The organism is Paragemmobacter kunshanensis (genome assembly GCF_011059185.1).
Taxonomy (GTDB): Bacteria; Pseudomonadota; Alphaproteobacteria; order Rhodobacterales; family Rhodobacteraceae; genus Paragemmobacter; species Paragemmobacter kunshanensis.
Window position 1 is genome coordinate 106,938 of record NZ_JAALFE010000004.1, and the last position, 26,045, is coordinate 132,982.

24 protein-coding genes are annotated in these 26,045 nt (G+C 67.5%); 10 read left to right on the forward strand and 14 right to left on the reverse strand.

All coding sequences use genetic code 11. The features are described 5' to 3' along the window. The gene (locus G5V65_RS05740) at positions 1-891 is read right to left on the reverse strand and encodes a bestrophin family protein (protein WP_165047790.1); all 891 of its coding nucleotides are present in this window, start codon (positions 889-891) and stop codon (positions 1-3) included. A 151-nt stretch (positions 892-1,042) separates the two neighbouring features. Here G5V65_RS05740 and G5V65_RS05745 point away from each other — a divergent pair, with 151 nt between their 5' ends. The 10 genes from G5V65_RS05745 to G5V65_RS05790 all read left to right on the forward strand — a co-directional run bounded on the left by G5V65_RS05745 (position 1,043) and on the right by G5V65_RS05790 (position 11,646). Further along, entirely contained in the window at positions 1,043-1,888 is an 846-nt protein-coding gene (locus G5V65_RS05745; protein WP_165047792.1) for an arsenate reductase/protein-tyrosine-phosphatase family protein, read from the forward strand. A 5-nt stretch (positions 1,889-1,893) separates the two neighbouring features. After that, the gene (locus G5V65_RS05750) at positions 1,894-2,901 is read left to right on the forward strand and encodes an ArsJ-associated glyceraldehyde-3-phosphate dehydrogenase (RefSeq protein WP_165047794.1); all 1,008 of its coding nucleotides are present in this window, start codon (positions 1,894-1,896) and stop codon (positions 2,899-2,901) included. A 56-nt stretch (positions 2,902-2,957) separates the two neighbouring features. Further along, positions 2,958-4,148 (forward strand): organoarsenical effux MFS transporter ArsJ, encoded by a 1,191-nt coding sequence (gene arsJ / locus G5V65_RS05755; RefSeq protein ID WP_241250472.1) that lies wholly within the window; start codon positions 2,958-2,960, stop codon positions 4,146-4,148. A gap of 208 nt (positions 4,149-4,356) precedes the next feature. Further along, positions 4,357-5,610, forward strand: coding sequence for an imelysin family protein (locus G5V65_RS05760; protein ID WP_165047798.1), 1,254 nt, complete (start codon positions 4,357-4,359; stop codon positions 5,608-5,610). An 89-nt stretch (positions 5,611-5,699) separates the two neighbouring features. After that, on the forward strand, positions 5,700-7,208 hold the full coding sequence (locus G5V65_RS05765) for a di-heme oxidoreductase family protein (RefSeq protein ID WP_165047800.1): 1,509 nt from the start codon (positions 5,700-5,702) through the stop codon (positions 7,206-7,208). Beyond that, positions 7,208-8,197 (forward strand): imelysin family protein, encoded by a 990-nt coding sequence (locus tag G5V65_RS05770; protein WP_241250461.1) that lies wholly within the window; start codon positions 7,208-7,210, stop codon positions 8,195-8,197. The genes G5V65_RS05765 and G5V65_RS05770 overlap by 1 nt, the downstream gene beginning before the upstream one ends. Position 8,198: 1 nt before the next feature. Continuing rightward, complete coding sequence (locus tag G5V65_RS05775; protein ID WP_165047802.1) at positions 8,199-9,257, forward strand: DUF1513 domain-containing protein; 1,059 nt, start codon at positions 8,199-8,201, stop codon at positions 9,255-9,257. Positions 9,258-9,331: 74 nt separating this feature from the next. Then, positions 9,332-9,979, forward strand: coding sequence for an acrylate utilization transcriptional regulator AcuR (gene acuR, locus G5V65_RS05780; protein ID WP_165047804.1), 648 nt, complete (start codon positions 9,332-9,334; stop codon positions 9,977-9,979). 19 nt (positions 9,980-9,998) lie between these two features. Further along, positions 9,999-10,991 carry an acrylyl-CoA reductase (NADPH) gene (gene acuI, locus G5V65_RS05785; RefSeq protein ID WP_165047806.1) on the forward strand — a complete coding sequence of 331 codons (993 nt, stop codon included), beginning with the start codon at positions 9,999-10,001 and terminating at the stop codon, positions 10,989-10,991. A gap of 7 nt (positions 10,992-10,998) precedes the next feature. After that, entirely contained in the window at positions 10,999-11,646 is a 648-nt protein-coding gene (locus G5V65_RS05790) for a dimethylsulfonioproprionate lyase family protein (protein WP_165047808.1), read from the forward strand. A 15-nt stretch (positions 11,647-11,661) separates the two neighbouring features. Here G5V65_RS05790 and G5V65_RS05795 read toward each other — a convergent pair whose 3' ends face one another. From G5V65_RS05795 to ruvC, 13 genes are all read right to left on the reverse strand, one after another. Continuing rightward, a complete protein-coding gene (locus tag G5V65_RS05795) occupies positions 11,662-13,749 on the reverse strand; it encodes an exonuclease domain-containing protein (protein ID WP_165047810.1) in 2,088 nt (695 codons plus the stop codon). Next, complete coding sequence (locus G5V65_RS05800; RefSeq protein WP_165047812.1) at positions 13,746-14,141, reverse strand: response regulator transcription factor; 396 nt, start codon at positions 14,139-14,141, stop codon at positions 13,746-13,748. The genes G5V65_RS05795 and G5V65_RS05800 overlap by 4 nt, the downstream gene beginning before the upstream one ends. Beyond that, a complete protein-coding gene (locus G5V65_RS05805) occupies positions 14,141-14,665 on the reverse strand; it encodes a hypothetical protein (protein WP_165047814.1) in 525 nt (174 codons plus the stop codon). The genes G5V65_RS05800 and G5V65_RS05805 overlap by 1 nt, the downstream gene beginning before the upstream one ends. 10 nt (positions 14,666-14,675) lie before the next feature. Then, complete coding sequence (locus tag G5V65_RS05810) at positions 14,676-16,499, reverse strand: DUF294 nucleotidyltransferase-like domain-containing protein (RefSeq protein WP_165047816.1); 1,824 nt, start codon at positions 16,497-16,499, stop codon at positions 14,676-14,678. Between the two features lie 73 nt (positions 16,500-16,572). After that, positions 16,573-18,522, reverse strand: a complete 1,950-nt coding sequence (locus G5V65_RS05815; RefSeq protein ID WP_165047818.1) for a sodium:solute symporter family protein — start codon at positions 18,520-18,522, stop codon at positions 16,573-16,575. Positions 18,523-18,534: 12 nt separating this feature from the next. After that, positions 18,535-18,792 carry a DUF4212 domain-containing protein gene (locus tag G5V65_RS05820; RefSeq protein ID WP_165047820.1) on the reverse strand — a complete coding sequence of 86 codons (258 nt, stop codon included), beginning with the start codon at positions 18,790-18,792 and terminating at the stop codon, positions 18,535-18,537. 73 nt (positions 18,793-18,865) lie between these two features. Then, positions 18,866-19,546, reverse strand: a complete 681-nt coding sequence (locus G5V65_RS05825; RefSeq protein ID WP_165047822.1) for an adenylate kinase — start codon at positions 19,544-19,546, stop codon at positions 18,866-18,868. Continuing rightward, positions 19,543-21,507: an acetate--CoA ligase gene (acs, locus tag G5V65_RS05830; RefSeq protein WP_206526690.1), complete on the reverse strand. Its 1,965-nt coding sequence runs from the start codon at positions 21,505-21,507 to the stop codon at positions 19,543-19,545. The genes G5V65_RS05825 and acs overlap by 4 nt, the downstream gene beginning before the upstream one ends. A gap of 364 nt (positions 21,508-21,871) precedes the next feature. Further along, complete coding sequence (locus tag G5V65_RS05835; RefSeq protein WP_165047825.1) at positions 21,872-22,498, reverse strand: hypothetical protein; 627 nt, start codon at positions 22,496-22,498, stop codon at positions 21,872-21,874. A gap of 141 nt (positions 22,499-22,639) precedes the next feature. After that, positions 22,640-23,668: a Holliday junction branch migration DNA helicase RuvB gene (ruvB, locus tag G5V65_RS05840; RefSeq protein WP_165047827.1), complete on the reverse strand. Its 1,029-nt coding sequence runs from the start codon at positions 23,666-23,668 to the stop codon at positions 22,640-22,642. A gap of 40 nt (positions 23,669-23,708) precedes the next feature. Next, the gene (gene htpX, locus G5V65_RS05845) at positions 23,709-24,596 is read right to left on the reverse strand and encodes a zinc metalloprotease HtpX (RefSeq protein WP_165047829.1); all 888 of its coding nucleotides are present in this window, start codon (positions 24,594-24,596) and stop codon (positions 23,709-23,711) included. 57 nt (positions 24,597-24,653) lie between these two features. Further along, on the reverse strand, positions 24,654-25,334 hold the full coding sequence (ruvA, locus tag G5V65_RS05850; RefSeq protein ID WP_165047832.1) for a Holliday junction branch migration protein RuvA: 681 nt from the start codon (positions 25,332-25,334) through the stop codon (positions 24,654-24,656). Next, positions 25,331-25,849, reverse strand: a complete 519-nt coding sequence (gene ruvC, locus G5V65_RS05855; RefSeq protein ID WP_165047834.1) for a crossover junction endodeoxyribonuclease RuvC — start codon at positions 25,847-25,849, stop codon at positions 25,331-25,333. Before ruvC ends, ruvA begins: the two co-directional genes overlap by 4 nt. Positions 25,850-26,045: the final 196 nt, after the last annotated feature.

The window sequence follows — 26,045 nt, forward strand, 5'->3', positions numbered from 1 at the left end:
TCAGCTCAGATAGTGGTTCACCGGCGCCAAGGGCGGCGGGGCCTCGCGCCCCAGATGCGGCGCAAGGCTGATCTCCGCCGCGCGGCAGATCGCATCCATGGCAATCCCGTTCGGGCTGGGGGCAAAGGGATGGCTCAACTCCTCGGTCACTTCCGCCAGCCCAAGGAACATGTATCCCACCACCGCCACGAACAAAGGCGTGGCCCATCCCGTCGCCCCCGTCAGGGCAAAAGGCAGAAGCAGGCAATAGAGGTAACTCGTCCGATAGATCAGCAGCGAATAGACAAAGGGCAGCGGGCTGTTGGCGATCCGCTCGCACCCGGCCTGTTGCTGGGCAATCGCCCCCACCCGCGCCGTCAGGCTGCGCGCGCCGAACCCGTCGATCCCGCCATCCCGATAGGCCCCGGCCACCATCCCCGCCAGCCCGTCCAGCGCCGCGCAGGGCGCATGCGGCGCCCCGGCCAGATCGCGCACGCTCCCCCGTTCCGCCTTGTCCACCGGCAGGCCGCGCAAATGGATCCGATGGGCATGGATGAAATCGAGGCCCGCCTCCAGCATCGCCCGCCGCAGCGCGGGATCGGCCACGAAAACCTCCACCTCGCGCGCCAGCGATCGCAGATCGGCCAGCAACCCACCCCAAAGCCTCCGCGCCTCCCACCAGCGGTCATAGGCGGCGTTGTTGCGAAACCCCAGAAACAGCGACAGCCCGATCCCGAACACGGCGAATGCCGACCCGTCCAGTCGCGGCACGCCGCCAACCACGCGGTCCAGCCCGACCACCCCTGCAGCAAATCCCGCCAGCAACAGCACCGGCAGCGCGATCCGCGGCACGATGGACCCGCGCAGCGCGGTCAGCAGATCCCAGATATCCGGCCTGTCCCTGACGATCATCCCGAACCCCGCCCCAGCCACTTCCGCCCGGCCTGATCCCACCACAAGACCCGGCCCGCCAGTGCTGCACCGAAGCTGCGCCCATGTCCAGTTGCCGCACCGTTACAAAACCTTCACTGGCACGGGCTGACATTTCCATTATTCTCGAATTATGGAAATGAATCACGCCACCCACGCCTTCGCCACCCTCGGCCACCCGGACCGCCTCGCCGTGTTCCGCCTGCTCAACCGTTTTGCCCCGCGCGGCGCGCGGCCCACGGAAATCGCCGCCGCACTGAACCTGAAGCCCAACACCCTGTCGCACCATCTGGCCGACCTGACCGCCTCGCGCCTTGTCACCGTCACCCGCGACGGCCGCTCGCTCTACTACGCCGTCAACCTCGACGTGACCGAAGCCCTGATCGGCTACCTCGCGCTCGACATCGGCCGCGCGCGGCCAGACCTGCTTTCGCCCCTTCTCGCCCCGCCCAAGGAACCCTCCATGCGCGACACCGGTTTCGACGTGCTGTTCATCTGCTCGGGCAATTCCGCCCGCTCCATCTTTGCCGAGGCGCTCTTGCGCGATCTGGGCGAAGGGCGCTTTCGCGCCTTCTCCGCCGGCACCCGCCCGAACAGCGCGCTGAACCCCTTCGCGCTCGATGTCCTTGCCCGCAACGGGCATGACATCTCCGGTCTGCGCTCCAAGCACATCTCGGAATTCCAGCAGCCCGCCTCGCCCACGATGGATTTCGTCTTCACCGTCTGCGACACGGCGGCAGCCGAGGAATGCCCGCCCTGGCCCGGCCAGCCCATCACCGGCCATTGGGGCCTGCCTGACCCCGTCCGCGCCACCGGAACCGATGCCGAACGCGCCCTCGTCTTCGCCCAGACCTATGCCGCCCTGCGCCGCCGCGTCGCGGCCTTCGTGGCCCTCCCCTTCGGCACGCTCAGCCGCCTGTCGCTGCAATCCCGCGTGGATGACATCAGCGCCACCCCCAACACCGAAGCGAAAGGCTGATCCCCATGCCCCGCATCGCCCTCAACGGCCTTGGCCGGATCGGCAAGCTCGTCCTGCGCAACCTGATCGACCAGGGCGCAGGCGGCGAGATCGTTCTGCTCAACGATCCCGCAGGCGATGCCGAACAGCACGCGCTCCTGATGGAATTCGACAGCGTCCATGGCCGCTGGCAAACCCCCGTCACCCATGCCCCCGGCACGCTGGTCCTCGACGGCCACCCCATCCGCCTGACGCAGGAAAGAACCCTCGACGCCCTCCCCCTCGCCACCATGGGCGTGGATCTGGTGGTGGATGCGACAGGCGTCTTCAAGACCGCCGCCAGGATCGCGCCCTATTTCGCCGCCGGGGTGAAAAAACTCGTCATTTCCGCCCCGGTCAAGGAGGACGGCGCGCTCAACCTCGTCTATGGCGTCAACCACCACCTCTACGACGGCAGCCAGTCCCTCATCACCGCCGCCTCCTGCACCACCAACTGCCTTGCCCCCGTGGTCAAGGTCATCCACGAATCCCTCGGCATCCGCCACGGCTCCATCACCACGATCCACGATGTCACCAACACCCAGACCATCGTCGACCGCCCGGCCAAGGACATGCGCCGCGCGCGCTCGGCCCTGATGAACCTGATCCCCACCACCACCGGATCGGCCACCGCCATCACGCTCATCTACCCCGAACTCAAGGGCCGCCTGAACGGCCACGCCATCCGCGTGCCGCTTCTGAACGCCTCCCTCACCGATTGCGTGTTCGAGGTAGAGCGTCCCACCACCGCCGAAGAGGTGAACGCCCTGTTCCAAACCGCCGCCGAAGGCCCGCTCAGGGGCATCCTCGGCCATGAGACGCGCGCCTTGGTGTCCTCCGATTTCACCAACGATCCCCGCTCCGCCATCATCGACGCGCAATCGACGATGGTGGTGAACGGCACCCAGGTGAAGGTCTACGCCTGGTATGACAATGAATGGGGCTATGCCTGCCGACTGGCCGACATCACCCGCATGGTGGCGGCATCCCTGTGACCGGCCTCAACCCGAAGCGCGCCTATATCGCCGTGACGGCCGCCTATTGGGCCTTCATGCTGTCGGATGGCGCGCTCAGGATGCTGGTGCTTCTGCATTTCAACGCGCTGGGCTTCTCGCCCGTCCAGCTTGCCTGGCTGTTCCTGCTCTACGAAGTCGCAGGCATCGCGACCAACCTCGCCGCGGGTTGGCTCGCCGCCCGCTTCGGCCTTGCCGCCACGCTCCATGCCGGGCTGTCGTTGCAGATCGCGGCCCTCATCGCCCTGTCGCAGCTCGATCCCGCATGGGCCATCGCCGCCTCCGTCGCCTTCGTCATGGCCGTGCAGGGCGTCTCCGGCGTGGCAAAAGACCTTGCCAAGATGTCCTCCAAATCCGCCGTCAAGCTGCTGGCCCCCGCCGGGGATGGCAGCCTCTTCCGCTGGGTCGCGCTGCTGACGGGATCGAAGAACGCGGTCAAGGGCGCGGGCTTCTTCCTTGGCGCGGCCCTCCTCGCCATCGCGGGTTTCCAACCCGCGCTCTGGACCATGGCCGCCGTGCTGGCCGCCATCCTGCTCGCGGTCCTTCTCTTCCTGCCCAAGGGCCTGCCGGGGCGCATGAAATCGGCCGAAGGCTGGGGCGGCTGGCGCTCACCCGACGCGCGCATCAACCGCCTCTCGCTGGCGCGCCTCTTCCTCTTCGGCGCGCGGGATGTCTGGTTCGTCGTGGGCATCCCGGTCTATTTTCAGGCCGTCCTGTCAGACGGAACGCCGGATGGCCGCCGCGCGGCCTTCTTCCTGATCGGCGGCTTTCTCGCGCTCTGGATCATCGCCTATGGCGCGGTGCAGGCCATGGCCCCCCGCATCCTTGGCGGCAAGGCCCAGGCCCTGACCGCCACCACGCAGAAGGCCACCCTCTGGTCGGGCCTGCTGGTCCCCATTCCCTTCGCGCTGGCCGCCCTTGCCCTCTGGGCAGGCGGCCCCGCCCCCTGGTTGACCGCCACACTGATCGCGGGGCTTCTGGCCTTCGGCTTCGTCTTTGCCGTCAACTCCTCGGTCCATTCCTACCTGATCCTCGCCTTCGGATCCGCCGACCGGATCACCCGCGATGTCGGCTTCTACTACATGGCCAATGCCGCGGGCCGCCTGCTCGGCACCCTCCTTTCGGGCCTCAGCTATCAATGGGGCGGCCTGCCCGCCTGCCTTGCCACCGCGGGCCTCATGGCGCTGGCCGCCTGGCTTGCCACGCGCCGCCTTCCCGCCTCCGCCTGAAAGAGGCGGCCAAAGGGCGCACAATTCCCGACATATTCAATCACCCATTTACTTTCCCAAGCTTTTTTGTCAGGAAGCTCTCAGCCAGCCCGAAGGGCAAGCCGATCCACCACCATCCAAGGCTGATCACGCCCCTTTCCGCTGGCCCCTGCGCTGACCCTGCCCTCCGGCATCGTGCATCGGCCCCGCCCGAACCCGGAGTTCCCCCATGACCCGCGCCGCCGCCCTCCTGCTCTGCACCGCCCTTGCCAGCCCGGCCCTTGCCGCCGATCCCGCCGCCGTCGTCGCCACCTATGCCGACATCGCCGCCGCGGGCTACGGCGACAGCCTGACCACCGCGCAAGCCCTGCAATCCGCCGTCGAAGCCCTGATCGCCACCCCGTCCGAGTCCACCCTCACCGCCGCCCGCGCCGCCTGGCTCGCCTCCCGCATCCCCTATCAGCAGACCGAGGTCTTCCGCTTCGGCAACCCCATCGTCGACGATTGGGAAGGCAAGGTGAATGCCTGGCCGCTGGACGAGGGCCTGATCGACTATGTCGATCCCGGCTATGGCGTGAACGAGGAAAACAGCCTCGCACAACTCAACGTCATCGCCACGCCGAAATTCACCCTCTCCGGCACGGAAATCGACGCCAGCCAGATCACCCCCGCCTTCATCTCGGGCACCCTGCACGAAGCAGACGGGATCGAGGCGAATGTCGCCTCCGGCTATCACGCCATCGAATTCCTGCTCTGGGGGCAGGATCTGAACGGCACCGAACCGGGCGCTGGCAACCGCCCCTTCACCGATTTCCTGCAAGGTGACGGCTGCACCGGCGGCAATTGCGACCGCCGCGCCGCCTATCTCAAGGCCGCGACGGATCTCCTGGTCGCGGATCTCGAATACATGGCCGCCGCCTGGGCGCCGGGCGGCGAAGGCCGCGCCACCGTGACCGCCGATCCCCAGGCCGGGCTTCTGGCCATGCTCACCGGCATGGGCAGCCTGTCCTATGGCGAACAGGCGGGCGAACGGATGAAGCTTGGCCTGATGCTGAACGACCCGGAAGAAGAACATGACTGCTTCTCCGACAATACCCATAACAGCCATTTCTACGATGGCCTCGGCATCCGGAACGTCTATCTCGGCAGCTATACTCGCGTCGATGGAAGCACCGTCTCGGGCCCCTCGCTGTCAGACCTCGTCGCCGCCGCCGATCCCGCCGTCGATACCCGCCTCAGGGCCGAACTCGATGCCACCGTCACCGCCCTGCAGGCGATCAAGACCGCCGCCGAAGGGGGCTTCGCCTATGACCAGATGCTCGCCCCGGGCAGCGCCGAGGGCGAGGCGCTGATCATGGCCGCGGTCAATGCCCTCGTGACGCAGACGGCCTCGATCGACCGTGCGGTCACCGCGCTCGGCCTGACGCAGATCAGCTTCGAAGGCTCCGATAGCCTCGATAATCCGGGTGCCGTCTTCCAGTGAACCCGACCGCTGTGCAGCCCCGCGCGGGTTGCGCAGCGCCCATCCCCAGGCCCCCATACCCAAGGCCCCCCGGCCATAAGGCACCCGCCATGCTCCGCCCCCTTCTCCTCGTCCTCCTGACCGCAGCCCCCGCCCTGTCGCAAACGCTGGACGATCCGCATCTCTCCACCCTGCCCCGCACCGCCGCCGAAACTGCCCGCATCGCGGCGATCCTCGCCCCGCCCACCGATTTCACCACCCCCGAACCCTTCGAGGCGCTCTCCGCCGGGGCGGCCACGGTGCGCGCCCGCGCCAATGCCGATGCCTTCAGCCAGTCCTCGGCCAACATGCCCTTCGACCATGAGATGCGCTTCAAGCTGGGCAATGCGCTGTTCCGCAAGACCTGGGTCGCCTCGCCCGCCTCCACCCTTGCCTCCGATGGGCTCGGCCCCCTCTACAACGCCCGCGCCTGCCAGGATTGCCACCTGAAGGATGGGCGCGGTCACCCGCCCGAAGGCCCCGAGGATGGCCGCGTGTCGATGTTCCTGCGCCTCTCCATTCACGCCGATACCGGCCCCGCCGATATCGCCGAATGGATCGCCACCGCCCCCGATCCCACCTATGGCGGCCAGTTGCAGGATCTCGCCGCCCCCGGCCACCACGCCGAAGGCCGGATGGACATCACCTATGCCGATCTGCCCGTTCCCATTGCCGATGGCACGGTGATCACCCTGCGCCAGCCCAGCTATGCCTTCGCCGATCCCGCCTATGGCCCGCCCGACCCGCAGCTGATGCTCTCGCCCCGCGTCGCGCCCCAGATGATCGGCCTCGGCCTGCTGGAGGCGATCCCCGCCGCCGATATCCTCGCCCTCGCCGACCCGGACGATGCGAATGGCGACGGCATCTCGGGCCGCGCGCAGATCGTGCCTTCGGTCGAATTCGGCATCCCCATGCTCGGCCGCTTCGGCCTCAAGGCGGGTGCCCCCACCGTGCGCGAACAATCCGCAGGGGCCTTCTCGGGCGACATGGGCCTGTCCACCCCCCTTCACCCCGAACCCTGGGGCGATTGCAGCCCCACACAGGGCGATTGCCGCGCTGCCCCCCATGGCCAGGAACCCACTGCCCGCGACGGGCTCGAAGTCGATGCCGAAAGCCTCGACCTCGTCACCTTCTACTCCCGCAATCTCGGCGTGCCCGAACGCCGCCGGGTGGATGACCCGCAGGTCCTGCGCGGCAAGGAGATGTTCCACACCCTGAACTGCGCCGCCTGCCACACCCCCAAACACGTCACCCATCGCCTGACCGATCAGCCGGAACAAAGCTTTCAACTGATCTGGCCCTATACCGATCTTCTGCTGCACGACATGGGCGAAGCCCTTGCCGACAACCGCGCTGAGGGCCGCGCCACGGGCCGCGAATGGAAGACCCCGCCGCTCTGGGGCATCGGCCTGACCGCACAGGTCAGCGGCCATACCCAATTCCTGCACGATGGCCGCGCCCGTACCCTGCTCGAGGCGATCCTCTGGCACGGGGGCGAGGCGCAAGCCGCCCGCGACGCCACCATCGCCTTGCCCAAGGCCGACCGCGATGCCCTCATCGCCTTTCTGGAAAGCCTCTGATGCTGCGCCCCCTGATCCTCGCCCTCTCGCTCGCGCTGTCCCTCGCCGCGCCACCCTCCGCCCGCGCCGACGTGGCCGCGGTGGTGCAGAACCACGCCCTGCCCGGCTATGCCACGCTTGCCGATGCCGCCTCCGCCCTCGATGCGGCAGCGCAGGCCGATTGCGCGCCCGCCGCGCTGGCCCCCGCCTGGAACGCCACCTTCGATGCCTGGATGGCGGTCCAGCATCTGCATCTCGGCCCGGTGGAGGAACAGGGCCGTGGCCTTGCCATCCATTTCTGGCCCGATCCCAAGGGGCGCGGCCGCGCCGCCCAGCGCGCCCTGCTGGCCGGTGATCCCGCCACCCTCACCCCCGAAACCTTCGCCAATCAATCCGTCGCCGCGCGCGGCCTGATGGCGCTGGAACGCCTGCTCTTCCCGGCGACCGACGCCCTGCAAGGCGACACCTGCACCCTGATCCGCCTCACCACCGCCGATCTCGCCCGCAGCACCGCCGAAATCGCCACCCTCTGGCAGCAGGGCTTCGCCGCCAGCCTCACCACCGCAGGCGAACCCGGCAATCCCCGCTTCCTGTCACAGGCCGAGGCGCGGCAGGCCCTTCTCACCCAACTCACCACCGGCCTCGAACAACTCGCCGACCAACGCCTTGGCCGCCCCCTGGGCAGCTTCGACAAACCCCGCCCCGATCTGGCCGAGGCGCATGCCTCCGCCCGCAGCCTGCTGAATGTCACCTTGTCCCTTCAGGCCCTGCGCGACCTCATGGTCAATCTGGCCCCCGACAGCCCGAAATCCCGCGCCGCCTTCGACAGCGCCCTCGCCCGCGCCACCGCGCTGAACGATCCCGCCCTTGCCGGGGTCGCCGATCCCGCGGGCCGCCTGCGGATCGAGATCCTCCAGCAATCCATCCGCGCCACCCGCGATGCCCTGCTGGCCGAACTGCCCCCGCAACTCGGCGTCGGCATCGGCTTCAACGCCCTGGACGGAGATTGACATGACCTCGCGCCGCTCTGTCCTTGCCGGCCTCGCCGCCCTCTGCCTGCCCGCGCCAAGCTGGGCCGATGTCGGCAATCCCCGCTTCCTCGCCGCCGCGAAACAGGGCGAAACCTACCGCCTCCACGGCCTCACCGCCGATGGCGAAAGCCTCTTCTCCCTGCCCCTGCCCGCAAGGGGCCATGCCGCCACCGCCCATCCCGACCAGCCCCTCGCCGTGGCCTTCGCCCGCCGCCCCGGCGTCTTCGCCCTTGTCCTCGATTGCCGCGATGGCCGCCTGATCTCCACCCTCACCCCGCCGCCGGGGCGGCAGTTCAACGGCCACGGCGCCTTTTCCGCCGATGGCGAAACCCTCTTCACCTCCGAAGTCATCGCCGAAACCTCCGAAGGCCGCATCGGCCTCTGGGAAACCCGCCGCTTCACCCGCATGGGCGAGGCCCCCTCCGGCGGCATCGGCCCGCATGACGTAAGGCGCTTGGCCGATGGCAACCTCGTCATCGCCAATGGCGGCATCGCCACCGATCCGCGCGACCGCACGAAGCTCAACATCCCCGACATGCGCCCCAACCTGACCCTGCTGTCACAGGATGGCGCGATCCTGGATCAGGCCGCGCTCGACCCCGCGCTGAACCGCAATTCCATCCGCCACCTCGCCCTTGCCCGCGACGACCGCATCGCCTTTGCCATGCAATGGGAAGGCGACGCCGCCGAAGCCGTGCCGCTTCTGGGCCTCTGGTCCCCCGGCCAAGCCCCCACCCTTTGCCCCGCCCCGGAAACCGAACAACCCCGCATGCAGGGCTATGCAGGCTCCATCGCCGTGGCCACCGATGGCCGCATCGGCCTCACCTCGCCGCGCGGCGGGCTGGCGCAGGTCTTCGCCCCGGATGGCGGCTATCTCGCCAGCCATGCCCGCCCCGATATCTGCGGCCTCGCCGCGCTGCCCGATGGCGGCTTTCTCGCCAGCGACGGGATGGGCGCGCTGCTGCGCATCACCGACGGGATGACCGCGCTGCAATCCCACGCCCTCGCCTGGGACAACCACATCGTCACCCTCGCCTGACCCTGCCCCCACGCCGAAACAGGCCGCGCGCGAAAGCGCTTCCATTTCCCATACCATTCGGTCTATTAAATGACATGCCCACCGATGCCGCCCCCCTTTCCCCTGCCCCTCCCCGCCCGCGCGGCCGTCCCGCCACGCCCCCCGACGCGGCCGAAGCCCGCCAGCGCCTGATCCGCGCGGGGCTGATCTTCCTGACGGAACGGGGCTATGGCGCCACCGCGCTGGAAGACATCCTGCGCAGCGCCGCCATCACCAAGGGGGCCTTCTACCACTATTTCGACAGCAAGGCCGATTTCGCCGAGGCGCTCATCTCGGCCTATCACGCCCATTTCGCCCGCAGGCTGGATCGCCGCCTGCTCGATCCCGGGCTTGCCCCGCTCGTCCGCCTCCGCGCCTTCACCGAAGATGCCGAATCCGGCATGGCGCGGCACGGCTTCCGGCGCGGCTGCCTGATCGGCAATCTCGGGCAGGAAATGGGCGCGCTTCCCGAACCCTTCCGCGCCCGCCTGACCGATGTGCTGGCCGATTGGCAGGCCCGCACCGCCGCCTGCCTCACCCTCGCCCGCGATGATGGCACCCTCTCCCCCCACCATGATCCCGCGCTGCTGGCAGAATTCTTCTGGACAGGCTGGGAAGGCGCGGTCCTGCGCGCCAAGCTGGACGCCAGCCCCGCGCCCCTGCGCCGCTTCCGCCAGCAATTCTTCGCCCTCCTGACACAGTGATCCCAAGAAAGGCCTCCCGATGTTCGACGCCATCCTGATCGAGAAAACCGAAACCGGCCAATCCGCCCGCCTCGCCCGGCTTTCCCCCGATCAGTTGCCGCAAGGTGACGTCGCCGTCGATGTCGGCTGGTCCACGCTGAACTACAAGGATGCGCTGGCCATCACCGGGGCCTCGCCCGTGGTGCGCAGCTTTCCCATGGTCCCGGGGATTGATCTGGCCGGGCGCGTCGCGGCCAGCGATCACCCCGATTTCCGCCCCGGAGACCGCGTGGTCCTGAACGGCTGGGGCGTCGGCGAACGCCATTGGGGCGGCCTTGCCGGGCAGGCCCGGCTGAATGGCGACTGGCTCATCCCCCTGCCCGAGACGCTTTCCACCCGCGCCGCCATGGCCATCGGCACGGCAGGCTATACCGCCATGCTCTGCGTGCTGGCGCTGGAACGCCACGGCATCACCCCCGCCTCGGGCGAGGTGGTGGTGACCGGCGCCGCGGGCGGCGTCGGCAGCATCGCCACCGCCCTGCTGGCCCGCCGCGGCTATCAGGTCGCCGCCGTCACCGGCCGCCCGGCCGAGGCCGACTATCTGCGCCACCTCGGCGCCGCCACCATCGTCGATAGGGCGGAACTCTCTGCCCCCGGCAAACCCCTGGCGCGCGAACGCTGGGCCGGGGCCGTCGATGTGGCTGGCGGCACCGTGCTGGCCAATGTGCTGGCAGCCATGCGCTATCGCGGCGTCGTCGCCGCCTGCGGCCTTGCCGCCGGGATGGACCTGCCCACCACCGTCGCCCCCTTCATCCTGCGCGGCGTGACCCTTGCCGGGATCGACAGCGTCATGTGCCCAAAACCCGAACGCATGGCCGCCTGGTCCCACCTCGCCCAGGAACTCGACCTCGCGCTACTCGAAGGGATGACCACCGAAATCGCCCTTGGCGATGTCATCGCCACCGCCCCCGCCTTCCTCAAGGGCCAGATCCGCGGGCGGATCGTCGTGCCGCTCGATCCCGCCATCGCCTGATCCCGCCATGACCGGAGCAGAACCAACCAAAGCCACGCCCGAATGGCTGGCCCTGCTGGCCGCCTTCGACGCGGCCTATGGCCAGGCCGCCGATGCGGGCAGCGCCCCCATCGCCGATCACACCGCCCGCCTGCGGCAGGCCCTCGCCCGCGTGCAGGCGGGCCCGCCCCGCCTTTCCCCGCGCCCCGCCGCCGACAAGCCCGTCACCCGCTGGCTGCCAGCCGCCCTTGCCGCCGCCACCCGCGGCCCCTTTGCCGACATGGCCATGGCCCTTCTCGCCGTGGCCGACCGGCTGACCTGGGAATACGGCTATGCTTCCCTGCCCGAAGCCCTCGCCCGCGACTACGCCTATTGCGAAATCCTCGGCCCCCAGGGGCCGATCCTTGCCGATGACCTGATCCTTGGCCTTGTCCTCTTTGCCCCCGGCACGCATTACCCGCCGCATCACCACAAGGGGATCGAGGAAAGCTACCTCGCCCTTTCGGGCCGCTGGTCGCAGAACCATGCCGCCAGTCACGCCCCCGGCAGCCTCGTGTTCAATCCTCCCGCGACGGAACATGAAATCACCACCGGCAGCGCAGGCCCCTGCTTGCTGGCCTATGGCTGGCTGGGCGATCCCCGGCGCCTTGCCGCGCCCGGGATGGTGCTGTCCTGATCCCCGCGCGCGCCCTCAGGCGTTCAGATCCTGCAACAGGCGGCCATGCTTGCGCACCTCGGTCAGCACCTGCTCAAAGGTGGTGACGCCACGCCCGCGCAGCATGGTCAGCATCTTCAGAAAGGCATCCGCCGTCGCCACTGCGTCACCCAGCGCGGTATGCCGCGCCTCTTCCGAAATCGTGATACCCAGCCGATGCGTCAGCGCATCCAGCGAATGTTCCTCATGCTGGCTGAACACCACCGCCGACAGCAGCACCGTATCCAGGATCGGCATGTCGAACCGCTTGCCGATGGCCCCTTCGGCGCGGCGCAGGAAGGTCATGTCGAAGGGCGCGTTATGCGCCACAAGAACCGACCCTTCGGCAAAGCGATGGAACCGCGCCAGCGCCTCGGTCACGCCGGGCGCATCGACGACCATCGCATCCGAAATCCCATGCACCGCCGATGACGAAGGCGGAATCGCCCGCCCCGGATTGACCAGCGTGTTGAACACCTCGCCCTCGACCCGCCGCCCGTTCACCACCCGCACCGCCGCGATCTGCACGATCTCGTCGCCCTGATGCGGCATCAGCCCCGTCGTCTCGGTGTCGAAGATCACATAGGTCAGCGCATCCAGCCCGCTCTTCAGCACATGCCCGCGCTTTTCCTGCGCCAGCAGGTCGAAATCATAGGTCACCCGCCGCACGATCGGCTCGGGCCGCCGCACCGCCCGCCGCGCCTGCAGGATCGGCAGGCACAGCGCCTCGCGCCCGTCGGCCTGTGTCTCGGGCCAGATATCGGTGGCATGTTCGGCCAGGAAACTGCGCCCCGTGGTGCTGTCGGGCAGGGCCGGATCAAGCGGCCGGTCCAGCAGCCGCTCCAGCGCCGCCACCGTCAGCGCGGGCCCCGTCCACAGGATCCGCAGCGACGCCCCGCCAAATTCCTCGTCCAGCCGCAGCTCCAGATCCCCCACCCCGGGCCGCGCCGCGATCTCGGCGCAAAGCAGCGCCGCCAGCCCGACCAGTTCATAGGCATTGCACCCGATCATCAGCGCGCCGGGCGTCACCCGGATCGCCTGCCCCGCCCGCTCCACCCGCGCCTTGATGCCGTCCAGCACATCCTCGCCCCGCAGCATCGCATAGGGCAGCGTCTCGGGCCGCCGCTCCTGATTGCTGCGCGCGATCTCCTGCACCGTGGCGACAAGCCCCGCCACTTCCGCCTCCATCGCCCGCACCAGCGCCGCATCCCCGCCCTCGGCGGCGGCCCCGCTGATCGTCACGATCCCCGCCACCGACCGGCTGATCCGCTCCAGCGCCTCGGCGATAAAGGCCTCCCGCCGGGCCGAGACGGCGAAATCCTGCGTCACGTCCCGCAGCGTCAGCACATAGCCCGGCGCCTCGCCCTCTCCGGCCAGAAGCCGCATGCGCCCCGCCAGCAAGGCCCGCCCCTGCACCGCCGTGCACAGCAGATCCGATGCCGCATCCCCCGCGCCCGTCTCGCGCAGGCGGCGATAGGCATCCTGCAACGGCCCCTCACGCAGATAGCCAAAGACGCTGCGCGCCAGCCCCGGCTGATCCGCCACATCCAGACTGCCCGCCCCCAGAAACTCCGCCGCCTGGCTGTTGTAGAAGACAAGCTGATGATCCGCCGCGCAGATCATCACCCCCACCGGCACATCCGACAGCAGCAATTCCAGCCGCGCCTTCTCGGCGGTCAGCCGCGCCGTCTCGCGCCCGATGGCCTCGGCCAGCGCGCTGCGCGTCTCGGCCAGCGTATCGGCGGCGGCACTCGCCGCCGGGGCCAGATCGCCCAGATACTTCGCCACCTCTGTCTCCAGCGGGCGAACCACATCCGAATGCGCCCGCGCCCGCAGCGCCCCGGCCAAAAGGTCGATGGGCCGCGCCACGTTCTTGTCGAACAGGAACCACACCCAGACGATAAGCCCAAGGCTCGCAAATCCCGCCACCGTGCCGATCTGCACCAGCGCGCTCATCTCGCCCGCCAGCGCCGGAAAGCGCGTCACCGCAAACCAAAGGCCCAGCCCGATCGCGGCCAGCGTGCCCCCCGCCAGCGCGGCAAAGAACAGCAATATCCGCAGCCGCAGGCTCAGCCGGGCGATCACATCGGATCCCCCCCGGCCATGATCCGCCGGATCTCGCCGCGCAAGGTGCCCAGATCGAAGGGCTTGGTCACGAACCCATCCGCCCCCAGCGCCATCGCCTTGCGCTTCTCCAGCGCCGATCCCCGCGCGGTCATCATCACCACCTTCACATCCGACAACGCCGGATCCAGCCGGATCTCCTGACAGATCTCATAGCCCGAAACCGAAGGCAGCATGATGTCCAGCAGCACCACCTCGGGGTGGCGATTGCGGATGAAGGGCAGCGCCTCCGCCCCATCGGCCACCCGCGCATGGCCGTAACCCTCGCGCTTGACGACATATTCCAGCGCGACCGCGATATTGTCCTCGTCCTCGACGATCAGGACAAGCGGCTCTCTCTTCGCCTCACCCATCAGTCAGACCTCCGGCAGGCCACGACGCCCAGTTGATCTCCCTCGGCAAGGGCGGCCCATTCGCCGCCCTCCAGTTCACCCGCGTCACTGATCCGCACACCTTCCACCAGCCGCACCGACCGCATCCCCGCGCAGTCCACCACGACCAGCCCCTGCTCCACCCCGCGCCAGCGCGCAAAGGCATAGACATCGGCCATCACCAGATCGTCCTTCGCCGGATGCCGCGCCAGGGTGCGGCTGTCCATCGCCAGAAACCGCGTCACCAGCGGCGCGACAAAGGTCCATGGCCGCAGCGCCTGCGGATTGTCATCCGCCCAGACCACCTCCACCCCCGCCGGCAATTCGCCCGACACGCGCGAGAACCAGCTGTATTCGTTCCAGGCCGTGAAGCCGATCAGCCCCAGCCCCGCCGCCGCCGGCACGATCCATTTCGGCAGCCGGTCCCGCGTCACCTTGCGCAGCATCATGGCGATGCCTGCAAAGGCCACCGCCGCCACGATCGCTGCCAGCAATTCCAGACCCATTCCGCCACCCTCAACTTCTTGCGCCGCGGGCCTGGCCCACGGCGGATTGCATCGTCCGCACCACGACAAAGGCGTCGCGCAGATGGGACCTCTCGAAATCGGACAGGTCCGACAGCGACAGGAAATTGTCAGGCTTCTCGCCCTGGCGCACCTGCTGGGCCTGATGCTCCAGCCGCGTCCGCGCGATCAGGTCATAGGCCTCGATCAGGTCGCGCGCGCCGGAGGGTGAAATCACCCCGGCCTCCGCCGCCGCCTCCAGCCGCGCGCGGGTATTCACCGCCCCGAACCGTCCGATCAGCGCATAGACCCGGCCCAGATCGGTGACCGGCACCACGCCGTTATGCTTCAGGTCGATATGGTTCTTGTGCTCGCCCGACCGGATCGTCGCAAAACCGCGGAGCAGGCCCAGCGGCGGCGCATGCTTCAGCGAATTCTGCACCATATGCGCGACAAAGATCGAATTCTTCGACGCCATCGCCAGCGTATCGTCCTGCAAGGCCCGGAACAGCGCAGGCTCCCCCCCGATGGGCCGCAGGTCGAACATGACCGAGGCCAGCATCTGCGCCATCGGATCGGGCGTCGCCACCCATCCCGCGAAATAGTCCCGCCACACCCGCAGCGGCTGGCACCAGCGCGGATTGGTGGCCATCATGTCGCCCGGGCAATAGACATAGCCGCAGGCATCCAGCCCGTCCGACACGAACTTCGCCAGCGCCGCGAAATAGGGCATGTCCTCGGGCCCGGCCTCGTCCGACAGGATCAGGCAATTGTCCTGATCCGAAACACCCGTCTGCTCCTGCCGCCCCTGCGATCCGCAGGCCAGCCAGAGATAGGGCACCGGCGCCGGCCCCAGCGCCTGCTCGGCCAGCGCCAGCAGCCGCCGCGTCACCGTATCGGCGATATCGGTGATCAGCCGCGTCACCACCTCATGCGCGTGATGCGCGCCGACCAGCTGCAACAGCAGCCGCGGAATGCGCGCCGTCACCGCGGCCAGTTCCGCCACATCCACAGCCACAGCCGCATCGCGCACGAACTGCGCCGATGACACCGCCTGGAACCGCGTCAGATCGGTCTGCGTCACCATGCCGACCAGCGTGCCATTCTCCACCACCGGCAGATGCCCGATCCGCCGCTCCAGCATGATGTGCAGCACATCCGATCCCAGCGCCGAAGGCGGCAGCACCACCGGATCGCGCGTCATCACCTCGGCCACCGCCGCATCGGGCGACAGCCCCTCGGCCAGCACCTTGTTGGTGAAATCCCGCACCGTCACAAGGCCTGCAAAGCGCCCGGCCTCGGTCACGCCCAGGCTCGATACCCGGTTGTCGCGCATCACCCCGGCCGCCACCCTGATGGGCGTTTCGGCAGGCACCGTGATCGGCTCATGCGCCATCAGGCGCTCCACCTTCTGCGCGGTCAGCTCCGCCTCGCGATGCTCGCCCCCGCGCCCGCGATGGAAGAACCGCTCGAAGGACGGATGATCCACCATCATGCGCCGGAACTCGGCCACCGGCAGCATCAGCAGAACCGAATCCTGCGTCACCCGCGCCGTCGTCACCGCCAGCCCGTCGCGCATCAATCCGCGTTCACCGAAGCTGTTGCGCGGGCCGAGCAGGGACACGATCCCCCCCGAAGGCTCCAGCACCTCCACCGCGCCGCGCTTCACAAGATACAGGCCCTTCAGCGGCTCCCCCGCGTGATAGACCTCTTCCCCCGCGGCATAGTCCCTGCGGCTGAAGGAACCGGCGACACGCGCCAACTCGTCCTGCGGCAGGCCATCATAGGGATGCACCGTCTCCAGAAAGCCCATGATCGTCTTCAGGCTCTCGTCCATGCTGCGCCCCTGATCATCCCTTTCCGGCATCGGATGGAAAGGCCCCGGCAACCGCCGGGGCCTTCCTGTTCGCTCAGTGGGCCTGGGCCGCGCCCGCACCTTTCGGCACGCGGATCGACTCGACCAGTTCCACAACTTCCTTCGGCGGCGCCTTGGTGATCGACGACACCACGAAGGCGGTGACGAAGTTCAGCACAGCCCCGATCGTGCCGATCGACAGCGGCGAGATCCCGAAGAAGTACTGGTCCGGCGTATCCGGCAGGTTGTTGGTGCCGGGGATGAAGAACCAGCCCTTGAAGATGAAGATGTAGATCGACGTGAACAGCAGGCCGACGATCATCCCCATGATGGCGCCTTCCTTGTTGATGCGGGACGAGAAGATGCCCATCATCAGCACAGGGAAGATCGTCGCAGCAGCCAGACCGAAGGCCAGGGCCACAGTCTGCGCCGCGAAGCCGGGCGGGTTGAGGCCCAGGTAGGTCGCCAGCACGATGGCGAAGGCCATCGAGATACGCGCCGCCAGAAGCTCGCCCTTTTCCGAGATGTTGGGGTTGATCGTGCCCTTGATCAGGTCATGCGAGATCGCGGACGAGATCGCCAGCAGCAGACCCGCAGCCGTCGAGAGGGCGGCCGCCAGGGCGCCCGCGGCGACCAGAGCCACAACCCAGCCCGGCAGGGCCGCGATTTCGGGGTTCGCCAGCACCATGATGTCGTTGTTCACGGTGACCAGTTCGTTCCCGTTCAGACCCATCTCGGCAAAGGTCTTGCCGGTGGAACCGACCGTCGCGGTGGCGATCACGCCTTCGCGGGCAGTCGTCAGTTCGGCAATCTTCGCCTCGATCGCGGCCTTGTCGGCGTCGGCGGCTTTCGCCAGTTCCGCAGCCGCCGCATCCAGCGCCTTGGTATTGGCGGCAAGATCGGCCGGTTCGTTCACGTACTGGATCTGGCCGTCCCCGTTCTTGTCGACCATCTTCAGAAGGCCGGTCTTCTCCCAGGTGCGGATCCAGCTCAGTTCCGGCTTGGCGTCGATGTCGGCACGGGTGATCGCCGGGCCGTCAAAGGCGCTGCCCGTCACGGCGGCAGGCCACATCGTCGTCGTCAGGTTCAGACGCGCCATCGAACCCACGGCCGGGGCCACGGTGTAGAGCAGCGCGATGAACACCAGCGCCCAACCCGCCGAGGACCGCGCATCGGCGACCTTCGGAACGGTGAAGAAGCGGATGATCACGTGCGGAAGGCCCGCGGTGCCGATCATCAGCGACATGGTGAACAGGAACATGTTGAAGTAGTTCGAGCTGTCGGCGGTATAGGCCTTGAAGCCCAGTTCCGTGACAACCGCATCCAGCTTCTCAAGGAAGGCCACATCGCCACCCGAGGGCGCATAGCCGCCGATCAGGCCCAGCTGCGGCAGGAAGTTGCCCGTCAGCGAAAGCGAGATGAACAGCGCCGGGATGGTATAGGCGATGATCAGCACGACATATTGCGCCACCTGCGTATAGGTGATGCCCTTCATGCCGCCAAGCACCGCATAGGCGAACACGACCGCCGCCCCGATATAAAGGCCGGTCGAGGTCGACACTTCCAGGAAGCGCGCGAAGGTCACGCCCACGCCCGTCATCTGGCCGATAACATAGGTCACCGAGATGATGATCAGGCAGACCACCGCCATCAGACGCGCGCCACCCGAATAGAAACGGTCGCCCACGAATTCCGGCACGGTGAACTTGCCGAACTTGCGCAGATAGGGCGCAAGCAGCAGCGCCAGCAGCACATAGCCGCCGGTCCAGCCCATCAGATAGGCCGAGCTTTCATAGCCACCAAAGGCGATGATGCCGGCCATCGAGATGAACGAAGCCGCCGACATCCAGTCCGCGCCGGTCGCCATGCCGTTCATCACGGGCGGAACGCCCTGGCCAGCGGCGTAGAATTCCGAGGTGGACCCGGCACGGGCCCAGATCGCGATCCCGAAGTAGAGGGCAAAGCTAAGCCCCACCACGATCAGGTTGAGGGTAAACTGATCCATGTTTCCCGCCCCTTATTCCTGAACGCCGTGTTCTTTGTCGAGCTTGTTCATCTTCGCCGCATAGGCAAAGATCAGCACGATGAACACATAGATCGACCCGTTCTGCGCGAACCAGAAGCCCAGATCGGCGCCGCCGATATGGATTCCCGAAAGCGCGGGACGAAGGATGATGCCCAGCCCGAACGAGCACGCAAACCAGATCGCCAACGAGATGAGGATGATCCGGATATTCGCGGCCCAATAGGCGTTGGACGATGTCTTGTCCGCCATGAGTGCTACTCCCTGAGGTTTCTTTTCTCCACATCCGCACCCCCCGAAAGATGGGGGATACGGCCTCCCTTTCTCACGCCGAGACGCGGCTCACGATGGCCGAAAGCGCGCTGCGGATCCCCGCGATGGAGCCCATCGCGTCGATCCGTTCCAGCACGCCCTTGCCCTCGTAATAGGCGATCAGCGGGGCCGTCTGGGCGTGATAGGCCTTCAGCCTTTCCCGCACCGTCTCGGCATTGTCGTCAGCCCGGCGCTTGAACGCCGTGCCGCCGCATTTGTCGCAAGTGCCCGCCACGGCGGGCTGCTTGAATTCGTCGTGATAGCCTTCCCCGCAGGTGCCGCAGGTGTAGCGGCCGGACACCCGGCCCACCATCGCCTCGTCATCCACCTCCAGGCTGATCGCGGCGGTCACCTTCTGCCCCGCCGCCGCCAGCAGCGCATCCAGCGCCGCCGCCTGCCCGTCGGTGCGCGGGAACCCGTCCAGGATCACGCCCCTGGCCACATCCGGCGCGGCCATGCGGTCCTTCAGGATCGCCAGCACGATCTCGTCGGAAACAAGCTGCCCCGCCTCCATCACCGCCTTGGCCTGCTTGCCGGCCTCGGTCCCTGCGGCCACGGCGGCGCGCAGAAGGTCGCCGGTGGAAAGCTGGACCAGACCGAAATCCTCTTCCAGCATGCGCGCCTGCGTGCCCTTCCCGGCCCCCGGGGGGCCAAGCAGGATCAGGACGGCGGGGGTGGTCAGAACCTCGCTCATCCCCGGTTCATCCGGTTCTCGATCAGCTCATCCACCACCGAAGGATCGGCAAGGGTCGAGGTATCTCCAAGGCTGCCGAAATCGTTCTCGGCGATCTTGCGCAGGATGCGACGCATGATCTTGCCCGACCGCGTCTTGGGCAGGCCCGGCGCCCATTGGATCAGGTCCGGCTTGGCAATCGGGCCGATCTCGGTCCGCACCCAGGCTTCCAGCTCCTTGCGCAGCGCGTCCGACGGTTCCTCGCCTTTCATCAGCGTGACATAGGCATAGATGCCCTGCCCCTTGATGTCATGCGGATAGCCCACCACCGCCGCCTCGGCCACCTTGGGATGCGCCACCAGCGCGGATTCGACCTCGGCGGTGCCCATCCGGTGGCCCGACACGTTGATCACGTCATCCACGCGGCCCGTGATCCAGTAATAGCCATCCGCATCGCGGCGGCAGCCGTCGCCGGTGAAGTAATAGCCGCGATACTGGCTGAAATAGGCTTCCTCGAAGCGCGCATGATCGCCCCACAGCGTCCGCATCTGGCCCGGCCAGCTGTCGGCGATGCACAGCACGCCGTCCGTCTCCGTGGCCTCCTGCACCGCCGCCGTGGCGGGGTCCAGGACCACCGGCTTCACCCCGAAGAAGGGCTTCGTCGCCGAACCCGGCTTTTGCGGAATGGCGCCGGGCAGCGGCGTGATCAGATGCCCGCCGGTCTCCGTCTGCCAGAAGGTATCGACGATGGGGCAACGCCCCTTGCCGACATGGGTGTTGTACCAGTTCCAGGCTTCCGGGTTGATCGGCTCGCCCACCGAACCCAGCAGGCGCAGGGACGACAGGTCATGTTTTTCCACCCATTCCGTGCCCAGCCCCATCAGGCTGCGGATCGCCGTCGGCGCGGTGTAGAACTGCGTCACCTTGTGCTTGGCGCAAACCTCCCAGAACCGCCCCGCATCCGGGAAGGTCGGCACGCCCTCGAACATGATCGTGGTCGCGCCATTGGCCAGCGGCCCATAGACGATATAGCTGTGCCCCGTCACCCAGCCCACATCAGCCGTGCACCAGAACACGTCGCCATCATGGTAGTCGAAGGTCATCTGATGCGTCATCGACGCATAGACCAGATAGCCGCCCGAAGTATGCACAACCCCCTTCGGCTTGCCGGTAGAGCCCGAGGTGTAAAGGATGAACAGCGGATCCTCCGCCCCCACCTCGGTATAGGCGCAATAGCCCGAAACCTCGGCCATCTCGGCCTTCAGGTCGATGTCGCGCTCGTCAACCCAGCTCGTCTGGTCGCCGGTATGCTTCACCACCATGCATTTCACATGGTCATCGCAATGCAGCAGCGCCGCATCCGTATTGCCTTTCAGCGGCGTCTTCTTGCCCCCGCGCGGCGCCCAGTCGGCGGTGATCACCACCTTGGCTTCGGAATCGTTGATCCGGTTGGCCAGCGCATCGGGCGAAAAGCCCCCGAAGACCACCGAATGAATGGCCCCGATCCGCGCGCAGGCCAGCATCGCATAGGCCGCCTCGGGGATCATCGGCAAATAGAGGACGACCCGGTCCCCCTTCTTCACCCCGTGCTTCTTCAGCACATTCGCCATCCGGCAGGTCTGTTCCAGCAGTTGCGCATAGGTGATGTGCTGGGCCGGGGTCTTGGGATCATCGGGCTCCCAGATGATCGCGGTCTGGTTCGCGCGCCCCGTCATGTGGCGGTCGATGCAATTGGCCGACACGTTCAGCGTGCCGTCCTCATACCACTTGATCGACACCTTCCCGAGGTCAAAGTTGGTATCCTTGACCTTGGTGTAGTCCCGGATCCAGTCGATCCGCTTGCCCTGCTCGCCCCAGAAGGCCGCCGGATCGGCCACCGATGCCGCATACATGCGCTCGTAGGCTGCTGCATCGACATGCGCCTTCGCCACGAAATCGGCCGAGGCCGGATAGACCCCCTGCTGCTGCATCGTATCCGCCATGGGTTCTCCTCCAGTTTCGCCACGCCGCGCGACCAGCCCGAACCCGGGCCTTCGGTCACGTGATCGCGATAATAATTGACCCGGAGTTAATTACCAACAAACCTTTGATGTCTATCGTTTATTTTGTCAATTTATTGACGCGGTTTCCGCCATATCGTAAATTTCTTTACAACCATTCGCCTAACCCCCCGTCCCTGCGCCCGAAATCCGGCCAGCGCATGCGCCACGCGCCCGACGCGCCACGCAGTGGCGGATGCGTCAAAAAGACCGCCCCTTCCCTGATTGCGCTAACCTCGTCGGGCCCCTTCGGCCCCCGCCTGCACCATCGCGCCCGCGGGCGCCGCGATTCTCGGGCAGCCGCGCCTCAGACCGCCCGCCCAAGCCGCGCGAAAAGCCGCAGCGCATGCGCGCCGTCCTGTGCCATCACAGGCAGCACCGGATCATATCCCGCCCGGATCACCGCTGCGATCTCCGGTCGCAGCATCGCGCTCCCCGCCTCGGCCAGAACAAGCGGCGACTGTTCCGCAAAGGCCCGGTCGGACCACAACAGGATCATCTGCACGGCCTGGCTCAGCGCCAGTGTCTCGACCGGCACCGCCTCAAGATGCGCGTCCATCCGCAGAAAGACAAAGACCGCCCGGATGGCCCCGTCCGGATCGAATCGAAAGATCCGGTACTGGTTCGCCTGCGCCGCCGCCAGCCGCGCGCAAAGGTCCTCCAGCCCCGGCACCAGCCGGTCAAGGTTTGGCACCTCCGGCAGTTCGGCCCAGTCGCGAAAGAAGAAGACCATCAGGTTCGCGCCCAGTTCCGGGTCTGTCTCGGCCATGCGATGCCCCGCCAGCGCGACCACCGCCTCGACCGCCCCCTTCACCACCGACAGCGTCGCCTCTTCCACACCAAAGACCACCGGCACGATGGGCCGCCCCCAGCGCGCGAAAAGATAGGTTCCGTCCGCCCGCGTGAACAGCGCCCGCACCGCATCCGGGGTCATCTCAGCCTCTTTCACCCGTCTCGCCCCCCTCCGGCACCAAAAGTTTTCCCAAAAACTTTTGGTGCCCCACCGCCGAAAAATTTCGACCCGAAATTTTTCGGCCTCCGCGGGCAAAAATTTTCGTGAAAATTTTTGCCCTGCTCACGCCTCGAAGAGATCGTTCTGTCCCGGCCCCTTCGGCGACTCCAGCCCCAGATGCCGCCAGGCCTTCGCCGCCAGCATCCGCCCGCGCGGCGTCCGCTGGATCAGCCCCTGCTGCAACAGATAGGGCTCGATCACCTCCTCGATCGCGTCCCGCGCCTCGGACAGCGCCGCCGCGATGGTCTCCACCCCCACCGGCCCGCCGCCATAATTCTCGGCCAGCAAGCCCAAATAGCGCCGGTCCGCCCCATCCAGCCCCAGATGATCCACCCCCAGCCGCGTCAGCGCCCGGTCGGCGATCCCCTTGGTCAACCGGCCGTCCCCCTCGACCAGCACGAAATCCACCACCCGCCGCAGCAATCGCCCCGCAACCCTTGGCGTCCCCCGCGCCCGACGCGCGATCTCGCGCGTGCCGTCTGCATCCGCCTGCACACCCAGCAGCCGCGCGCCGCGCCCCACGATCAGATCCAGCTCCTCCTCGGTATAGAACTGCAACCGCGTCGGAATCCCGAACCGGTCGCGCAAAGGCGTCGTCAAAAGCCCCAGCCGCGTCGTCGCCCCCACCAGCGTGAAGGGCTGCAGATCAATCCGCACTGTCCGCGCCGCCGGCCCCTCGCCGATCACCAGATCCAGCGCGAAATCCTCCATCGCGGGATAAAGCACCTCCTCCACCACCGGGGACAGCCGATGGATCTCGTCGATGAACAGCACATCGCGCGGTTCCAGATTGGTCAGGATCGCCGCCAGATCGCCGGGCTTGGCCAGCACCGGGCCGGATGTCATGCGGAACCCCACCCCCAACTCCCGCGCCATGATCTGCGCCAGCGTCGTCTTGCCCAGACCGGGTGGCCCGTGGAACAGCGTGTGATCCATCGCCTCGCCCCGCATCCGGGCGCTTTCGATGAAGACGCGCAGGTTCGCCCGCGCCTCCGCCTGCCCCACGAATTCCTCCAGCGCCTGCGGGCGCAAGGCGCGGTCGGTATCTTCCGGCAAACGGTCAGGGCGAAGCGTGGGATCAGGGGTCATCATGGGCGGGAACATTCACAGAACGCCGCCCTTTTGGCAAGCCTCAGCCGCCCCATGGCCCCCGCGCCGCAACCCCCACCTTGCCCCAGCGCTTCCCCTCTGCCGCCAGCGCCTCCAGCGCGGCGATCCGGTTCGCCGTCGCCGGATGGGTGGAAAACAGCGCATCCCGCTTGTGCGCGTGCAAGGGGTTGATGATGAACATATGCGCCACCGCCGGGTTCCGCTCGGCCTGCACATTGTCGATCCCCTTGGCGAAGGCATCAATCTTCTGCAAGGCCGAGGCCAGCCACATCGGATTGCCACAGATCGCCGCCCCCACCTTGTCCGCCTCATATTCCCGCGACCGGGAAATCGCCATCTGCACCAGCCCCGCCGCCAGGGGCGCAAAGATCATCACCGCGATCATCCCCAGCACGCCCCCCGCACGCTCGCGGTTGCCGAAGAACATCGCGAAATTGGCCAGCATCCCGATGGCCCCGGCAAAGGTTGCCGTCACCGTCATGATCAGCGTGTCGCGGTTCTGGATATGCGCCAGTTCATGCGCCATCACCGCCGCCACCTCTTCCGCCGTCAACCGCCGCAACAGGCCCGTCGTCGCCGCCACCGCCGCGTTTTCCGGGTTTCGCCCCGTGGCAAAGGCATTGGGCTGATCCGTCTCGATCACATAGACCTTGGGGCGCGGCATCCCCGCCCCATCGGCCAGCCGATGCACCATCCCCACGAAATCCGGCGCGCTGGCCAGATCCACCTCGCGCGCCCCGGTCATCCGCAGCACGGCCTTGTCCGCATTCCAATAGCCGAACAGGTTCATCCCCGCCGCAAAGACCAGCGCCAGCACCGCACCGCCCGCGCCGCCGATCATCGCGCCGATCCCCATGAACAGCGCCGTCAGCGCCGCCATCAGGATGAATGTCTTGCCATACCCGCTCATGCCCGGCCCTCCATCGCCCTGGATCAAAGATGGGCAGGCCGCGCCGCGCTGCAAGCCTTACTTCGGTGCCAAGAGCTTCAGCGCCGCCCGGATCAGCCCCGCCGCATCCGCCTCCGGCATCTCGGCCGCCACCGTCGCCACGGCCTGCGCCGCATCCCCCGCGCCATAGCCAAGGTTCGCCAAGGCCGACAGCGCATCCGCACTCGCCGCCGCCCGCGCCTGCGCGGCCCCGTCCACCTTCGCCACCCGCTTCGGCGCGGGCGCGACGGGCTCGATCACCGCATCCCCCTCATCCGCCACCGCCGAAACCGCGAGCTTGCCCCCCATCGCCATCAACCCCGGTGCCTTGGCCTTCAACTCCAGTATCACCCGCTGCGCCAGCTTCGGCCCCACGCCGGGCGCCGCCTGCACCGCCCGCGCATCGCCAAGGGAAATCGCCCGCGCCACCCCTTCCGCGCCCAGCGCGCCAAGGATCGCCATGGATGCCTTCGCCCCCACCCCCTGCACGGTCATCAACAGCTTGTGCCACTCCTTCTCCAGCATCGTCGGAAACCCGAACAGCTGCAAAAGATCCTCCCGCACCAGCAGATCGGTATAAAGCGAAACCGCCTCCCCCACCCCCGGCAGCGCGGCCATGGTGCGTTCATTCACATGAACGATATAGCCAACCCCCCGCACATCGATCAGCACCTGATCGCCGCCGCGCCAGTCCAGCCGCCCCGAAATCTTGCCAATCATCCCGCAGCCCTTCTCAGCGCATCCTGCAAGCGCCCCGCGCTTTGCGAATGATGCGCATGGCAGATCGCCACCGCCAGCGCATCCGCCGCATCCGGGCCCGCCACCTTCACCCCCGGCAGATGCAGCCTGACCATGTGATCCACCTGCACCTTCGCCGCATGGCCCACGCCCACCACTGTCTTCTTCACCGCGTTGGGCGCATATTCCCCCACCGTCAGCCCGAACTGCGCCGGCACCAGAAGCGCGATCCCCCGCGCCTGGCCCAGCTTCAGCGTCGCCACCGCGTCCTTGTTCACGAAAGTATGCTCCACCGCCGCCGTATCCGGCTGCCACTGCCGCAGCACCTCGGTCAGTTGCGCATGCAGGGACAGCAGCCGCTGCGCCAGATCGCCCTCACCCTCGCCCGGCGCGGAATGGCAGATGCCGTTGGCGACATGGCTCAGCCGCGCCCCCGCCACGTCGATCACCCCCCAGCCGAGGTTCCGCAGCCCCGGGTCGATCCCCAGCACGCGCATGCCTGCCCCTTTTCTTCTTGCTTGGGCAAGGATTAGCACGAAACGGGAACATCAGGCAAAGGACTTTTCCGCTTGCAGCCTTTGTAAAGGTTTTGTTATGCAGGTGCAGAACGCGACGCTGCCCCCGTCGAAACCGACAAAAGCGCAGATCGCCAATCAAAACCCCAACAATTACGGCCCCTTTGGGGCTCTTTCG